This is a genomic window from Streptomyces sp. NPDC026377 (assembly GCF_055567715.1).
This window is the reverse complement of the sequence record NZ_JBVHPV010000004.1, coordinates 365527-380446: the sequence shown is the minus strand read 5'-3', so window position 1 is coordinate 380446 and position 14920 is coordinate 365527. Positions and strand designations below refer to the sequence as shown.

Sequence of the window (14920 nt, the reverse complement as noted above, 5' to 3'; positions counted from 1 at the left end):
ATCATATGGGGCATCGGACATCGCGCCGCACGGCGGTCACGGACGCGGCCGGGCGGTGCCCGGCCGCGCCGCGGCTCAGTCTTCGGCGCGATCCCCCTCGGTCTCCGCGCGCTCGGTGAGCTCCGCGGCCAGGGCGGCGGCGGCCTGCACGAGAGGGAGGGCGAGCAGGGCCCCGGTTCCTTCGCCCACAGTGACGCCGTGGTCGAGCAGGGGGTTGAGCGCCATCCGGTCCAAGGCCTTGGACTGGGCCGGCTCCCCGCTCAGCTGACCGGCCAGCCACCAGTCCGGAGCCCGGAAGGCGGCCCGCTGAGCAACCAGCGCGCAGGCCGAGGAGACCACCCCGTCGAGGATGACCGGCGTTCGGCGCACCGCGCACTGAAGCAGAAAACCGGTGGCCGCGGCAAGATCGGCCCCGCCGACGGCCGCCAGAAGCTCCAGCTGGTCGCCCAGGACCGGCCGCGCCCGGCGCAGCGCGTCCCGGATCGCGGCGCACTTGCGCATCCACGCCAGGTCGTCGATCACCGCCCCGCCACGCCCGGTGACGACCGAGGCGTCGGTGCCGCACAGCGCCGCGATCAGGGTGGCCGCGGCGGTGGTGCCGCCCACGCTGAGGTCACCGAGCACCACCAGGTCGGTGCCGGAGTCGGCCTCCTCGTCGGCGATCCGCATCCCGAGGCGTACGGCCGCCTCGGCCTCCTCGACGGTGAGCGCGTCCTCGATGTCGATCCGCCCGCTGCCGCGCCGCACCCGGTGGCGTACGACGTCCTCGGGCAGCAGCGCGGGGTCGCAGTCCAGCCCCGCGTCCACGACCCGTACGGGCGCGCCCAGGCGCCGGGCCAGTACGGAGACGGGGCCGCTGCCGTCCAGCACGGACCGCACCAGGGTGTGCGCGGAGCCCGCCGGGCGCGCCGAGACGCCCAGCTCGGCGATGCCGTGGTCACCGGCGAAGAGGATCACGCGGGGGTGCTCGATGGGCCTGACCGGCACCGCGCCCTGGGCGGCGGAGAGCCACTCGCCCAGCTCGTCGAGCCGGCCGAGCGCGCCGGGCGGCACGGTCAGCCGCTCCCGGCGTTCCTCGGCGTCACGCCGCACACCGCTGTCGGGGCGTTCGATCAGATCGGAGAAGTCGTCGAGATTCAGCCTGCTCATTCGCCGAACAGTACCGGCAGCGGGTGTCCGCCCCACCGGTGGTGCGGCGGGATCGGGCCCCGGCGCCCGCCCGGCTCAGCCGCGCAGCACCAGGGCCTGCCCGGCGACGACCAGCAGAACGTGCTCGCACTCGGCCGCCACCGCCGAGTTGAGCCTGCCGAGCTCGTCCCGGAACACCCGTCCCGCGCGCGTCGCGGGCACCACCCCGGACCCCACCTCGTTGCTGACGAACACCACGGTCCTGCGGGTCGCACGCACCGCCGCGACCAGTTCGGCCACCCGCTCGCGCACCGCCGCCGGGAGCTTCTCCTCCACCCACGCCCCGGCCCGGTCCATGGCGTCGGTCAGCCACAGCGACAGGCAGTCCACGAGCAGCGCGGGCCCCTCGCCGGCCAGCAGCGGCACCAGCTCGCAGGTCTCCTCCGTGCGCCAGGCGCCGGGCCGGCGGTCGCGGTGCAGGCCGACACGCGCCGCCCACTCCGGGTCGCCCTCCCGGGTGCCGCCGGTCGCCACGTACACCACCTCGGGGAAGGCCTCCAGGCGGCGTTCGGCCTCCACCGACTTGCCCGAGCGCGCCCCGCCCAGCACCAGGGTGCGGCGCGGCAGATCGGGCACCGCGTGGTACTCCCCGACGATCAGCGTCGATCCGTCCGGCACCGCCCGCGCCCCGGCCGCCGCGAGCCGGCGGGCCAGCTCGCGCCCGGGCGGCACGTCGTGGCCGATGTGCGCGGCCACCACGTCCGTGGCGGGCCCCACCGCGCCCGCCGCCCGCAGCCTCGCCAGCGCGTCCGGCCGCCCCAGCACGTCGCAGACCACCATGTCGTACGGGTGCGCGGCCTCGGCCATCCCCGAGGGCGTCCCGCCGGGCGGCAGATACAGCAGCCGCTCGCCCTCCGGCGAGGTCACCTCGTACCCCGTGCCCGGCGCGTCCATCGGCACGGCCCGCACCCGGTGCCCGCTGATCAGCGTCAGGACCCGGCCGTCCGGCACCCGCCCGGCCGACGGCAGCCCGGGCGGCAGCTCCACCGCGGGCCCGTCGTGCGGATGGGTGAGCAGGACCTGCCGTACGCCCGCGAGCGAGTGCCCGGACCGGGCGGCGGCCAGCGCCGCCCCGGGGGTCAGATCGAGCAGCAGGGCGCCGTCGACGAGCAGGGCGGTCGCGGCGCGCGCCTGGTCGCCGCGGGCCGAGGCGCACGCGGCGCAGGGGCAGTCGGGGCGCGGCAGCCCGTCGGGGGCTCCGGTGCCGAGGAGAGTCAGTTCCACGAAGACGATCCTCCCGCGTCACCGCGGCGGGTGCGCGCCCGGATACGCTGCGGGCAGCAACGTGACCCGGGAGGCGGACATGGCGTGGACGTGGCGATTCGAGAAGTCCGACGGGACGGAGGTCGAGCCGGCGGTGACACCGGAGGAGTTCACGACCCAGGGCGACGCGGAGTCCTGGATCGGTGAGGTCTGGAAGGACCTGCTGGAGGGCGGCGCCGACCAGGTGCACCTCTTCGACGACGGCAGGAAGATCTACGGCCCGATGAGCCTGCAGGCCGACGCGTCCTGACGCACGGACGCACAGGGCGGCGCCCGAGGACCCAACCGGCCCCCGGGCGCCGCCGCACGCCGGGGGCGTGTGCGGGGGTGAGGGCTTGGAGCCTGTGGGCCGGGCAACCGGGGTGCGGGGCCGGCGGCCGGGTTCTGGTGCCGGGGGTCCGGCGGCCTGGTGACTCGTGGCCGGGGGCCGGGGGCCGGAGGCCGGGGGCCGAGGCTCGGCGGGTCCGAGGGCCTGGTGACTCGTGGCCGGGGGTCCGGCCGCCTGGGGCCAGGGCGCCCGGGGCCAGGCCGCCAGGGATCAGGCCGCCCGGGATGTGACGGTCTCAGCCCCCTCCCCGGCCCCCCGCCCCCTCAGATCTCGCCCAGTGTGACCGTGGTGGTCTTCGGTGATCCGTCGCGGGTGTAGGTCACCTGGACCGTCTGGCCGGGCTTGGCGGCGGCCAGGGCCTCCGACATGGAGGTGATGGTGCCGATCTCGGTCTCGCCGAGCCGGGTGATGATGTCCCCGGCCCGCAGCCCCGCCTTCTCGGCCGCCCCGCCCGCCTTCACCTCGACGATCGCGACGCCCGCGGGCCGGTACCCGGAGTCGACCACCGTACGCCCGGTCACCCCCAGCGCCGCCCGGCCCGAGTCGGTCACCCTGCCGCTCTGGATGATCTGGTCCGCGACTGTCTTCACCATCGAGACCGGGATGGCGAACCCGATGCCGGGGGCGGCGCTGCCGCCCATGTCCGGGTCGGTCGCCGCCAGCGTGGGGATGCCGATGACCTCGCTGTCCAGGTTGACCAGCGCGCCGCCGCTGTTGCCGGGGTTGATCGCCGCCGACGTCTGCACCATGTTGCCGATGGTGGCGCCGGTGCCGCCGCCCGCCCGGCTCTCGGTGACCGTCCGGCCGGTCGCCGAGACGATGCCCTGGGTGACGCTGCTGGACAGCCCCAGCGGCGAGCCCATGGCCAGCACGATCTGGCCCATCTCCACCTTGGCGGAGTCCCCGAACCGGGCGGGCCTGAGCCCCTTCGGCACCGTGTCCAGCTTGATCACGGCGAGGTCCTGCTCGGGATAGGCCGCCACCAGCCTGGCCCCGATCGCGCCGCCGCCGGTGGCGGTGGACACCTTGAACGCCTTGTCGCCGCCCACCACATGGGCGTTGGTGACGATGTGGCCCTGGGCGTCGTAGAGGACACCGGAGCCCAGGCTGTTGGATGCGTCGATCTGGACGACCGACGGCAGCACGTCCTTGATCACCCTCTGGTAGTCGGCCTGGAGGCCGCCGCCGTCCGCCCTGCGGGGGGCCTCGGCCTTCCTCGGCGCGGCCACGTCCGCCCGCGCCGGGGAGGAGTGCGTGGTGGAGGAGCCGGAGCAGCCGGCCAGCAGGGCGGCCGTGGCGAAGGCCGCCGTCACGGGGAGCAGCAGCCGGCGAACCCGGCCGCGGGTCACGGATGCATCCATGTCCGCAGTATCGCCACGGCCCCGGCCCACGGCCTCCCACGACGGTCCGATCAGGTCGAACGCCCTACCGGCGGATCAGCCCGTCGCCAGGAACTGGGTCGCCGCCAGCTCCCCGTAGAGGGAGTCCCCGGCGACCAGCTCGGCATGGGTGCCCACCGCCCGTACCTTCCCCGCCTCCATCACCACGATCCGGTCCGCCAGCGTCACCGTGGACAGCCGGTGCGCCACCACCAGGACCGTGGTCTCCCGCGCGGCCTCGGCCACCACGTCCCGCAGCGCCAGCTCGTTGACCGCGTCCAGCTGCGAGGTCGCCTCGTCCAGGAGCAGCAGCCTCGGCCGCCGCAGCAGCGCCCGCGCGATCGCCACTCTCTGCCGCTCCCCGCCCGACAGCTTGGACCCCCGGTGCCCCACCACCGTGTCCAGACCGTCCGGCAGCCGCTCCACCAGCGCGTCCAGCTTCGCCCGTACGAGGACGTGGGCGATCTCCGCGTCCGTGACGTCCGGGGCGCCGAAGACCAGGTTCTCGCGGACGGTCCCGGCCAGCACGGGGGAGTCCTGCTCGACGTAGCCGATGGCGGCGCGCAGCTCGGCCAGCGGCCAGTCCCGCACGTCCCGGCCGTCGATCAGGATCCGGCCGCCGGTCGCCTCGTAGAACCGCTCGACCAGCGCGAAGACGGTCGTCTTGCCCGCTCCCGAGGGTCCCACGAACGCGGTCATCCCGGCGCCGGGCACCTCGAAGGAGACCCCGTGGTGGACGTACGGGAGGTCGTCGCGGTAGCGGAAGGTCACCTCGTCGAAGACGACGGAGGCGGCACCGGTGGCGGGCGCGGCGGCCCCCGCCACGGGCTCCCGGGTCTCCTCGGTCTCCAGGCGCTCGGCCTCCTCGATCCGGGCGATCGCGGCCGAGCCCACCTGGTACTGCGTGGCGGCCTGCACCAGCCGGGAGACCGGGTCGATCAGATAGAACAGGAACAGCAGGAACGCCACGAGCGTCGACACCGAGATCGCCCCCGAGGCGACGCGCGCCCCGCCGATGCCGAGCACCGACAGGAACGACACCTGCACGGCGAGCCCGACCGAGGTCCCGGCCACCGACTGCCACTTGGCCGAGCGCACCCCGTGCCGCCAGGCCTCCTCGGCGGCCGCGTCCACGACCGCCGTCTCGCGCTCCTCGGCGCCGGAGGCCTTGACCGTGCGGAAGGCGCCGAACGCCCGCTCCAGGACGGTGGATATCTCCGCCACCGACTCCTGGGCCCGCGCGGTCGCCCGGGCGATCCGGGGCATCACCAGGGCTACCGCCGAGCCGATCAGGACGATCACGCCGAGCGTCACCCCGAGCAGCACGGCGTCCATGTACGCCATCATCGCGATCGTCGCGAGGAAGGTGAGCCCGCCGGTGGCCGCCGAGACCACGGACTGGGTGGTGACGGCCCGCAGCAGGGTGGTGTCGGAGGTCACCCGGGACATCAGGTCGCCCGGGGGCAGCCGCTCGACCTCCGGCAGCCGCAGCCGCAGCAGCCGGCCGATGAGGGAGCGCCGGGCGGCGAGGACGACGGACTCGGCGGTGCGCTCAAGGACGTACGCCCCGCACGACTCGACCACCGTGCCCAGCACGACGAGCGCGGTGAGCAGGACGAGCACGCCCGCGATCGGCTCGTCCCCGCCGAGCCGGTCCACCAGTGCCTTGGCGGCGAGCGGCTGGGCGAGGCCGGTGGCGGACCCGGCCAGGGTCAGCAGCGCCCCCAGCGCGACGGTGGCGCGATGGGGGCGGAAGTGGCGGTAGAGGGCCCGCCAGGTGTCCCGGGCGGGCATTTTGGAGGGGGAGTCGTCAGTGGTCACACAGGAAGGACGCACAGGACCCCGGCCGACCTGACTCCCAGCGGGCGCCACGGCTGTCCGGCCACCGACCTGATTCCCAGGGGCGGGACCGGCCCGCCCCACCCCGCACCCGGTGGGACTACCCCCGTACGCCGCACAGATGGAGCAGGGCCGCGACCCGCCGGTACGGCTCGGTACGCCCGGCCCTGTCCTCGGCGGCCAGCAGCCGTTCGAGCTCGTCCGCCGCGGGCAGTCGCACGTCATTGGGCACGTTGTCGGTGAAGACCCGCACCCCGTACCAGGCGTGGAGCGGCGCCGCGATCCCGTCCAGCGTCCGCGTCAACGTGTCGAGCCGGTCCGCCCGGACGGGCAGCCCCAGCCGGTTGGTGTACGCCTCGGTGTCGAAGGAGGCCAGCGCCCCGTCCCAGTCCCCGGCCAGCCCCGGCCGCATGGCCAGCGCGTCCGCGTTCCGTACGAGCAGCGACAGCAGCCCGCCGGGAGCCAGCATCCGGGCCAGCCCCGCGAGCATCGGGTCGGGCTCCTGGACGTACATCAGCACCCCGTGGCAGAGCACCACGTCGAAGGAGCCGGGCAGGAAGTGGACACCGGTCTCGTTGCCGTCGCCCTCGATCAGCCGGACCCGCTCGCGGATGCCCTCCGGCTCCGTCAGCAGCGCCTCGCGCGCGACCCTGAGCATCTCGGGGTCGGACTCCAGGCCGGTCACCGTGTGCCCGGCCCGGGCCAGGCGCAGGGCCTGGGTGCCCTGGCCCGTACCGACGTCGAGGACGCGCAGCCGCTGGCCGACCGGGAACCGGCCGGCTATCTGCTCGTCGAGCTGACGGGCCACGAGCTCCTGGCGCACGGTGTTGCGCAGGCCGCCCAGACCCTTCAGCCAGTTGCCGGAGGCGCCGCTGAAGGCGGCGACGTCCGTGCTCAGGGCCGTTCCCCGCGCTTGACCTGCGGCTTCGGCAGCCGAAGCCGGCGCATCTGGAGCGTACGCATCAGGCCGTACGCCACCGCGCCCTTGGTCGGCTCGTCCTGGAAGCGCTCCTTGAGCTGCTTCTTGAGACGGAAGGCCAGACCGATGGAGTCGAGCACGATCAGCACGATCACGGCGAGCCACAGCAGCAGCGCGACGTTCTGCAGGCTGCCGATCCGGACCATCGACAGGACCAGGATGATCACGGCGAGCGGCAGGAAGAACTCGGCGATGCAGAACCGCGAGTCGACGTAGTCGCGCACGAACTTGCGCACGGGACCCTTGTCGCGGGCCGGCAGAAAGCGCTGGTCGCCGTTGGCGAGCGCCTCGCGCTGCTTGGCCAGCTCGGTCCGGCGGACCTCGCGCTGGCGCTTGGCGGCCTCCTTGCGGTCGGTCGGCACGGTCGACGCCCGACGGCGCTGGGTCTGGGCCGCACTGCGCTTGGGCGTGGGCCGGCCCTTGGGGGCCTCGGGGTCGCGGGGCTGCTTGGAGAGGTCCGCCGTCACCTTTTCGGTGGGGGCCTTCTCTGCGTTGGAACGGCTACGGAACACAAAGACCAAGGGTACGGGGTCGCGGGCATGGACCACAGGCCGGTGGGGAACGATCCCGCAACGCCTTGCGTCTCCAGGGGTACGGGCGGAGGCGGAAGCGGGAAGGGAGGGCCCGGTCCCCGACCGTCACCTACTCCCTGCGCCGGAGCGCGCGGGGCCGCAGTCGTCCTTGGGGATGACCGCATCAGCGTCCGAACAGTGCGGTAATGGATGTGGGGCCCGTACTGTGGGTTCTGTCGCAATGCTGGAGCCGGAGTCCGTCAGAAGGGGGCGCGCGAAGCCCATGAGCGGTGTCATGAAGCGTATGGGGATGATCTTCCGCGCGAAGGCGAACAAGGCCCTTGACCGGGCCGAGGACCCGCGCGAGACCCTCGATTACTCGTACCAGAAGCAGCTGGAGCTGCTCCAGAAGGTGCGCCGCGGCGTGGCCGACGTGGCGACCTCCCGCAAGCGGCTCGAACTGCAGCTGAACCAGCTCCAGAGCCAGTCCACCAAGCTGGAGGACCAGGGCCGCAAGGCGCTGGCACTCGGCCGCGAGGACCTGGCGCGCGAGGCGCTGTCCCGCCGCGCCGCGCTCCAGCAGCAGGTCACCGATCTGGAGACGCAGCACCAGACCCTCCAGGGCGAGGAGGAGAAGCTCACCCTCGCGGCCCAGCGGCTCCAGGCCAAGGTCGACGCCTTCCGTACGAAGAAGGAGACCATCAAGGCGACCTACACGGCGGCCCAGGCGCAGACCCGGATCGCCGAGTCCTTCTCGGGCATCTCCGAGGAGATGAGCGACGTCGGCATGGCCATCCAGCGGGCCGAGGACAAGACCGCGCAGCTCCAGGCGCGGGCCGGGGCGATCGACGAGCTGCTGGCCTCCGGAGCCCTCGACGACCAGTCCGGCCTCCAGAAGGACGACCTCCAGGCCGAGCTCGACCGCATCTCCGGTGGTACGGATGTAGAGCTGGAACTGCAGCGGATGAAGGCGGAGCTCACCGGAGGCACGTCGGGCCAGCAGGCCCTGGAGGGCGGCACCGGTGCCCCGCAGGACCGTCCGCAGCAGCAGACGCCCCGCTTCGACAAGCAGTAGGGCCGAGGGCCGAGGAGGAGTCGCCATGATCGTGCGGATCATGGGGGAGGGCCAGGTGAAGCTGGCGGACAGCCACTTCACCGAGCTCAACAAGCTGGACGACGAACTGCTGGAGCAGATGGAGGCCGGTGACGAGGACGGCTTCCGCCGCACCCTGGCCGCCCTCCTCGACGCGGTCCGCCGGCTGGGCGAGCCCCTCCCGGACGACGCCCTGGAGCCTTCGGAGCTCATCCTCCCGGCCGAGGACGCCACCCTGGACGAGGTCAGGGACATGCTCAGCGACGACGGCCTGATCCCGGGCTAGGCTCCGGGCCGCCCGGCCGGGGGTACGGCGCCGTGGGCACGGCCTGTCCCGGGCTTCGGCTTGCCGGGGTGCGCCCGTCCCCGGGCCGGGGCGTGCCGGGTCCACCCCGTCGCGGGCGGGTGCGCAGGGGTGTCTCCGTGCGGCCGGTGCGACCCGTACCGTAAGGAGGCGTGACGTTCGCCCGTATCCATGGATGGCTCCGCGCCCACCCCCTCGCCGGGGACGCCGCCCTCGCGGGGGCCGTCCTCGTCTGCATGGTCGTCGGGTCCTTCGCCGACCCGCACGGCTCCAACGGCCCCGTCTTCGGGACCCGGACCCCCAGCGTGACCGCCCTCGTCCTGGCCGTGCTCGGGGCCGTCTCCCTGGTGCTGCGCCGCCGCAACCCGCTCGCGGTCCTCGGACTGACCGGCGGCGTCACCGTCGCCGACCTGCTCGCGGGCAACTCGCCCGCCCCCATCGCGATCGCCCCCGTCGTCGCGCTGTACACGGTCGCCGCGCACACCGACCGCGCGACCACCTACCGCGTCGGCATCACCACCATGGGCGTCCTCACCGCCACCGCGATGGTCTTCGGGGACGCGCCCTGGTACGCGCAGGAGAACGTCGCCGTGCTCGCCTGGACCGGCCTCGCCGCGACCGCGGGCGACGCCGTCCGCAGCCGCCGGGCCATCGTCGAGTCCATCCGCGAGCGCGCCGAACGCGCCGAACGCACCCGCGAGGAGGAGGCGCGGCGCCGCGTCGCGGAGGAGCGGCTGCGCATCGCCCGCGATCTGCACGACGTCGTCGCCCACCACATCGCGCTGGTCAACGTCCAGGCGGGGGTCGCGGCCCATGTCATGGACAAGCGCCCCGACCAGGCCAAGGAGGCCCTCGCGCACGTACGGGAGGCCAGCCGCTCGGCGCTGAACGAACTGCGCGCCACCGTCGGCCTGCTGCGCCAGTCCGGCGACCCCGAGGCCCCCACCGAGCCCGCCCCGGGCCTGGCGCTCCTGGACGACCTGCTGGGGGGCTTCCGCCGGGCGGGGCTGCCGGTCGAGCTCGCCGCCCTCGACCCGGCCGTACGCGCGGGTCTTCCGGCGGCCGTGGACCTCGCCGCGTACCGGGTGATCCAGGAAGCCCTCACCAACGTACGCAAACACGCGGGACCGGACGCGAGGGCCGAGGTCAGCGTGGTACGGGTGGGGCCGAACGCGGAGGTCACGGTCATCGACAACGGCACCGGCACGGGCGACGGCGCCACCGGGGGCGACGGCGGGGGCCACGGTCTGCTCGGGATGCGCGAGCGCGTCAGCGCGCTGGGCGGCACCTGCACGGCGGGACCCCGCTACGGCGGTGGCTTCCGGGTGCAGGCGATACTGCCGGTCAAGGCCGCCGACACGGCCCGCACCGCGGAGGCCCGCAAGGCGGCCGACGCCGTCCGGGCGGCCGAGGGACCGGGGGAAGGCTGCGCATGACGATCAGGGTGGTACTCGCGGACGACCAGGCGCTGCTGCGCTCCGCGTTCCGTGTGCTCGTCGACTCCGAGCCGGGGATGCTCGTGGTGGGCGAGGCGTCGGACGGGGCCGAGGCGGTCGAGGTGGCCCGGGCGACCCGGGCCGACGTGGTGCTGATGGACATCCGGATGCCCGGGACGGACGGGCTCGCCGCGACCCGCATGATCAGCGAGGACCCGGATCTCGCCGATGTCCACGTGGTCATGCTCACGACCTTCGAGGTGGACGAGTACGTGGTGCAGTCCCTGCGGGCGGGGGCTTCGGGCTTCCTGGGCAAGGGCGCCGAGCCCGACGAGCTCCTGAACGCCATCCGGATCGCGGCGGCCGGCGAGGCGCTGCTCTCGCCCGTGGCCACCAAGGGCCTCATCGCCAGCTTCCTCGCCCAGGGCGGCAGCTGGGACGGCACGGGCGAGCCGCCCGGGGCCCACGCGGAGCGCCTGGCGGCCCTCACCGGGCGCGAGCGCGAGGTTCTGGTCCAGGTGGCGGGGGGGCTGTCCAACGACGAGATCGCCGAGCGTCTGGTGGTCAGTCCGCTCACGGTCAAGACCCATGTCAACCGGGCGATGGCCAAGCTCGGGGCTCGCGACCGTGCGCAACTCGTCGTGATCGCGTACGAGTCGGGGCTGGTGCGGCCGAGGGTGGAATAACCCGACGCCCCTTTTTGGCCCGGCTTCTGTCTGCGGGCGTGTGCTGGGCCGCTCGCGCCGTTCCCCGCGTCCCTAAAGACCCTCGTTCGTCCGCGGGCCGGTGGTGGGTTGCTCGCGCCGTTCCGCGCGCCCCTTGGATAGTCGGGCTCAGCCGGGGGGGCTTGGCTCAGCCACGGGCTTTTAGGGGCGCGGGGAACTGCGCGAGCAACCGGCCACGGTCCGCAGACGAAAGCGGGTTGAGGAGGGCGCGGGAACCGCCCGGGGGGACCCCACCACCCAGGGGCGCGGGGCACCCCCGGAACGGGACGTGCCGCCCAGGGGTGCGGGGAACCGCGAGACGTGCGAGCAACCGTCACCGGGCCGCACACGAAGCCCGGGCACCCGCAGCCGCGCCTACGGCAGCGCCAGCATCCGCTCCAGCGCCAGCTTCGCGAAGCTCTCCGTCTCGGAATCCACCTGGATCCGGTTGACCAGCTTCCCGTCCGCCAGCGACTCCAGCGTCCACACCAGGTGCGGCAGGTCGATCCGGTTCATCGTCGAGCAGAAGCAGACCGTCTTGTCGAGGAAGACGATCTCCTTGTCCTCCGCGGCGAATCGATTCGCCAGCCGTCGGACCAGGTTCAGCTCGGTACCGATGGCCCACTTCGAGCCGCGCGGCGCGGCCTCCAGGGCCTTGATGATGTACTCCGTCGAGCCCACGTAGTCCGCCGCGGCCACGACCTCGTGCCGGCACTCGGGGTGCACCAGCACGTTCACGCCCGGGATCCGCTCCCGTACGTCGTTGACCGAGTCCAGCGAGAACCGGCCGTGCACCGAGCAGTGGCCGCGCCACAGGATCATCTTGGCGTCGCGCAGCTGCTCGGCGGTGAGCCCGCCGTTCGGCTTGTGCGGGTTGTAGAGCACACAGTCCTCCAGCGACATGCCCATGTCGCGGACGGCCGTGTTGCGGCCCAGATGCTGGTCCGGCAGGAAGAGCACCTTCTCGCCCTGCTCGAACGCCCACTCAAGCGCCTTCTTGGCGTTGGAGGAGGTGCAGATCGTGCCGCCGTGCTTGCCGGTGAAGGCCTTGATGTCGGCGGAGGAGTTCATGTACGAGACGGGCACGACCTGCTCGGCGATCCCCGCCTCGGTCAGCACGTCCCAGCACTCGGCGACCTGTTCGGCCGTGGCCATGTCGGCCATCGAGCAGCCGGCGGCCAGGTCCGGCAGGACCACCTTCTGCTCGTCCGAGGTCAGGATGTCGGCGGACTCGGCCATGAAGTGCACACCGCAGAAGACGATGTACTCGGCCTCCGGCTTCGCGGCGGCGTCCCGGGCCAGCTTGAAGGAGTCGCCGGTCACGTCGGCGAACTGGATGACCTCGTCGCGCTGGTAGTGGTGGCCGAGCACGAAGACCTTGTCCCCGAGCCTGTCCTTGGCCGCACGGGCGCGCGCCACCAGGTCCGGGTCGGACGGGGACGGCAGGTCGCCGGGGCACTCCACGCCGCGCTCGCTCTTCGGGTCGGCCTCGCGGCCGAGCAGCAGCAGGGCGAGCGGCGACGGCTGGACAGCGAGATCCTGCCTGGGTTGGGCGGTGGTCACGTCACGCACCCTTTCTCTTTCGCAGACGAGTTTTCGTCTAAATGACGCTATCTATCATAACCGCTTCACGTCAGTTTGACGATGGCCATAGCGTCGATGTGACACACCCCGCTTCACCCGGGCCGCACCTCCGCGGGGTCGGTTTTCCCCAGGTTTCCCCAGGCCTTTTCCGGCCCGCGCCGGGGTGTGCGAGCATGAAGGAGAGCCCCGGCATGGCCGAGGCCCACGCACGGCCCGGAATGAATCCGGCGCCCCGCCGGTTGCAACCGTCGGCAAGCAGTCTCCGTACAACCCGGGAGAGAAGCAGATGTCCGTATCGGACGAGACCACCACTGTGAGCGACGGCATCCTCCTGTCCGACGCCGCCGCGGCCAAGGTCAAGGCCCTCCTTGACCAGGAAGGCCGGGAAGACCTCGCCCTGCGCGTCGCCGTCCAGCCCGGCGGCTGCTCCGGCCTGCGCTACCAGCTCTTCTTCGACGAGCGCTCGCTCGACGGCGACGTCGTGAAGGACTTCGACGGTGTGAAGGTCGTCACCGACCGCATGAGCGCCCCGTACCTGGGCGGCGCCTCGATCGACTTCGTGGACACCATCGAGAAGCAGGGCTTCACGATCGACAACCCGAACGCGACGGGCTCCTGCGCCTGCGGCGACTCCTTCAGCTGAACCGCGCGCCTGACGCGACGACGAAGGCGGGCGCCCCTCTCGGGGGGTGCCCGCCTTCGTCATGCGCGGCGCCGCCGGGTTCAGCCCTTCGGCAGCGGCTTGCCGGTACGGGCGTCCACCACCTCACGCGCTCCCAGCGTCTGATGCAGCGTCACCGAGACCGTCTCCTTCTTCGCGACCATGACGCAGATCTTCTTGGGGTCGTGGTGCGCGACCCCCACCGAGACCCGGACCCGATCGCCGCTCTCGTCCGCCGTCGCCGCGTAGGTGTCGCAGACCCCGCCCCAGAAGGTGACGGCCAGGGAACGGCCGTCGTCGCCGACCGTGTACGAGACCAGCGCCTGGCGGCCCGTCGGGGACGACCCGGACGGCGCCGGCAGGGCGGTGCCGGGACCGGCGGGCGGGGCGGGCGGCTTCGCCAGGTACTTCGGGGCCAGCGCCGGCGCGCTGACGGTGACCGGGCGCTCGGAGCCGGTCGGCTTCACCCGGAAGAGCCAGGACGGTACGAGCGCCTGCTGCCCGTCCACGTACTGCGCGGAGAGTCCGAACACCGCCTTGTCGACGATCACCGTCGAGGGCGTGCCCTGCTTGCAGGGCTCCTGGCCGCCGCCCCGCGGGTCGCTGGGCAGCCCGCGCTGCGGGTCGCTCGGCAGCCGGCCCCGGGTGGGCTCGCCCTGCGGGTCGTCCAGCGGCACCGGGCCCGTGCAGTCCTTGCCGGTCGGGCGGCCGCCCCCCGATCCATTGAGCTGCTTCAGGGTCTCCTCGGCGCTCAGCACCGGATAGGTGGCGCCCTTCTGCGGCGCCTTCAGCAGGCCGCTGCCGCCGACCACCTGCCCGTCCGGGCCGACCCGGACGCCGGTCGTCCAGCCGAAGGTGGGCAGACCGCCGATCACCGGGTCCGCGTTCACCACCCGGACCGCGCCCATCAGCTGGGACGCGTCCAGCTTGGCGTCCTGCTGGCCCACCGCCTTCAGCACGGGCGCGGCCGCCGCCCTGGCGGCCTGCTCACCGGGCGCGGAGCCGTGGCCCGTGGGGTCGTGCTCGCCCGGGGCCACGCCCTGGCCGGTGGTGTGCATGGGGCACTTGCTGCCCTTGGGGCAGTTGTCCGTGCCGCCGGAGCCGTAGCGGGCGAACGTCCAGCTGCCCGGCGCCTTCTGGTTGACCGTCAGTACCGGACCGCCGTCGTCCCTGGTGACCCCGGCCTTCCACACGGAGCCCTCCAGGCGCGGGGGCCCGTCGATCCCCAGGGCCTTGGCCAGCCTCGCCACCTCGGCCTCGCCGACCGTACCCGCGGGCCGGTACACCGGCGCCCGCGCCGGGCCCTCGGGGAGCTTCCCCTCGGCGCGGTAGACCACCCCGTTCGGGTCCGGCTCGCCGGGGGCGATGCCCTCCCTGCCGCTGTCCAGGCCGATCGGCGGCGGACCGTCGTCCCTGCCCGCTCCGGCCTTCGCGTCCGCGGTGCCCGGGGCGGCGGGGGAGCCGCCCGAGGCGGTGGAGGCCCAGTAGACCCCGCCGCCGCCCGCGACCAGCACCGCGGCCGCGACCGAGGCGAGGACGAACGGCGATCGTCGCGTCCGCCGCTGTGCCGGCTCATCCTGCGTGTGCTCGCTGCTCACCGCATCGCTCCTGTCCATTCGTATCCCGCATCCCCTTTACGGGGGACAGGCT

Annotated in this window: 14 protein-coding genes; 6 read left to right on the top strand and 8 right to left on the bottom strand. The window is 73.5% G+C overall.

Annotated features, from left to right (window positions below; translation table 11 throughout):
* Positions 1 to 75 precede the first annotated feature (75 nt).
* Both cobT and ACZ4MU_RS12000 read right to left on the bottom strand, forming a co-directional pair.
* Positions 76 to 1149, bottom strand: coding sequence for a nicotinate-nucleotide--dimethylbenzimidazole phosphoribosyltransferase (gene cobT / locus ACZ4MU_RS12005; RefSeq protein ID WP_467874369.1), 1074 nt, complete (start codon positions 1147 to 1149; stop codon positions 76 to 78).
* Between the two features lie 75 nt (positions 1150 to 1224).
* A complete protein-coding gene (locus ACZ4MU_RS12000) occupies positions 1225 to 2412 on the bottom strand; it encodes a bifunctional adenosylcobinamide kinase/adenosylcobinamide-phosphate guanylyltransferase (protein ID WP_467874367.1) in 1188 nt (395 codons plus the stop codon).
* 79 nt (positions 2413 to 2491) lie between these two features.
* Between ACZ4MU_RS12000 and ACZ4MU_RS11995 the strand changes: the two genes are divergently transcribed.
* Entirely contained in the window at positions 2492 to 2701 is a 210-nt protein-coding gene (locus ACZ4MU_RS11995) for a hypothetical protein (RefSeq protein ID WP_467874365.1), read from the top strand.
* 341 nt (positions 2702 to 3042) lie between these two features.
* On the opposite strand, the gene ACZ4MU_RS11990 is transcribed toward ACZ4MU_RS11995, so the two are convergent.
* The 4 genes from ACZ4MU_RS11990 to ACZ4MU_RS11975 all read right to left on the bottom strand — a co-directional run bounded on the left by ACZ4MU_RS11990 (position 3043) and on the right by ACZ4MU_RS11975 (position 7488).
* Positions 3043 to 4140 (bottom strand): S1C family serine protease, encoded by a 1098-nt coding sequence (locus tag ACZ4MU_RS11990; RefSeq protein WP_467874363.1) that lies wholly within the window; start codon positions 4138 to 4140, stop codon positions 3043 to 3045.
* A gap of 75 nt (positions 4141 to 4215) precedes the next feature.
* Positions 4216 to 5952 carry an ABC transporter ATP-binding protein gene (locus tag ACZ4MU_RS11985; RefSeq protein ID WP_467874648.1) on the bottom strand — a complete coding sequence of 579 codons (1737 nt, stop codon included), beginning with the start codon at positions 5950 to 5952 and terminating at the stop codon, positions 4216 to 4218.
* A gap of 145 nt (positions 5953 to 6097) precedes the next feature.
* Positions 6098 to 6832: a class I SAM-dependent methyltransferase gene (locus ACZ4MU_RS11980; RefSeq protein WP_467874646.1), complete on the bottom strand. Its 735-nt coding sequence runs from the start codon at positions 6830 to 6832 to the stop codon at positions 6098 to 6100.
* A 59-nt stretch (positions 6833 to 6891) separates the two neighbouring features.
* On the bottom strand, positions 6892 to 7488 hold the full coding sequence (locus ACZ4MU_RS11975) for a DUF3043 domain-containing protein (RefSeq protein WP_467874360.1): 597 nt from the start codon (positions 7486 to 7488) through the stop codon (positions 6892 to 6894).
* 283 nt (positions 7489 to 7771) lie between these two features.
* On the opposite strand from ACZ4MU_RS11975, the gene ACZ4MU_RS11970 reads away from it, so the two are divergent.
* The 4 genes from ACZ4MU_RS11970 to ACZ4MU_RS11955 all read left to right on the top strand — a co-directional run bounded on the left by ACZ4MU_RS11970 (position 7772) and on the right by ACZ4MU_RS11955 (position 11007).
* A complete protein-coding gene (locus tag ACZ4MU_RS11970) occupies positions 7772 to 8563 on the top strand; it encodes a PspA/IM30 family protein (protein ID WP_358833653.1) in 792 nt (263 codons plus the stop codon).
* Positions 8564 to 8588: 25 nt separating this feature from the next.
* Positions 8589 to 8867, top strand: a complete 279-nt coding sequence (pspAA, locus tag ACZ4MU_RS11965) for a PspA-associated protein PspAA (protein ID WP_467874357.1) — start codon at positions 8589 to 8591, stop codon at positions 8865 to 8867.
* Between the two features lie 170 nt (positions 8868 to 9037).
* On the top strand, positions 9038 to 10321 hold the full coding sequence (locus ACZ4MU_RS11960) for a sensor histidine kinase (protein ID WP_467874355.1): 1284 nt from the start codon (positions 9038 to 9040) through the stop codon (positions 10319 to 10321).
* Positions 10318 to 11007: a response regulator gene (locus ACZ4MU_RS11955; RefSeq protein ID WP_467874352.1), complete on the top strand. Its 690-nt coding sequence runs from the start codon at positions 10318 to 10320 to the stop codon at positions 11005 to 11007. Before ACZ4MU_RS11960 ends, ACZ4MU_RS11955 begins: the two co-directional genes overlap by 4 nt.
* 393 nt (positions 11008 to 11400) lie before the next feature.
* On the opposite strand, the gene nadA is transcribed toward ACZ4MU_RS11955, so the two are convergent.
* A complete protein-coding gene (nadA, locus tag ACZ4MU_RS11950; RefSeq protein ID WP_467874349.1) occupies positions 11401 to 12597 on the bottom strand; it encodes a quinolinate synthase NadA in 1197 nt (398 codons plus the stop codon).
* 298 nt (positions 12598 to 12895) lie between these two features.
* On the opposite strand from nadA, the gene ACZ4MU_RS11945 reads away from it, so the two are divergent.
* The gene (locus ACZ4MU_RS11945) at positions 12896 to 13252 is read left to right on the top strand and encodes a HesB/IscA family protein (protein WP_159692765.1); all 357 of its coding nucleotides are present in this window, start codon (positions 12896 to 12898) and stop codon (positions 13250 to 13252) included.
* An 80-nt stretch (positions 13253 to 13332) separates the two neighbouring features.
* Here ACZ4MU_RS11945 and ACZ4MU_RS11940 read toward each other — a convergent pair whose 3' ends face one another.
* Entirely contained in the window at positions 13333 to 14868 is a 1536-nt protein-coding gene (locus ACZ4MU_RS11940) for a hypothetical protein (RefSeq protein ID WP_467874346.1), read from the bottom strand.
* Positions 14869 to 14920 lie beyond the last annotated feature (52 nt).

Coding starts and splice junctions, on each gene's coding strand:
- cobT (WP_467874369.1), bottom strand. CDS start 1,149: ATGAGCAGGCTGAATCTCGACGACTTCTCCGATCTGATCGAACGCCCC.
- ACZ4MU_RS11995 (WP_467874365.1), top strand. CDS start 2,492: ATGGCGTGGACGTGGCGATTCGAGAAGTCCGACGGGACGGAGGTCGAG.
- ACZ4MU_RS11990 (WP_467874363.1), bottom strand. CDS start 4,140: ATGGATGCATCCGTGACCCGCGGCCGGGTTCGCCGGCTGCTGCTCCCC.
- ACZ4MU_RS11945 (WP_159692765.1), top strand. CDS start 12,896: ATGTCCGTATCGGACGAGACCACCACTGTGAGCGACGGCATCCTCCTG.
- pspAA (WP_467874357.1), top strand. CDS start 8,589: ATGATCGTGCGGATCATGGGGGAGGGCCAGGTGAAGCTGGCGGACAGC.
- ACZ4MU_RS11985 (WP_467874648.1), bottom strand. CDS start 5,952: ATGCCCGCCCGGGACACCTGGCGGGCCCTCTACCGCCACTTCCGCCCC.
- ACZ4MU_RS11955 (WP_467874352.1), top strand. CDS start 10,318: ATGACGATCAGGGTGGTACTCGCGGACGACCAGGCGCTGCTGCGCTCC.
- ACZ4MU_RS11970 (WP_358833653.1), top strand. CDS start 7,772: ATGAGCGGTGTCATGAAGCGTATGGGGATGATCTTCCGCGCGAAGGCG.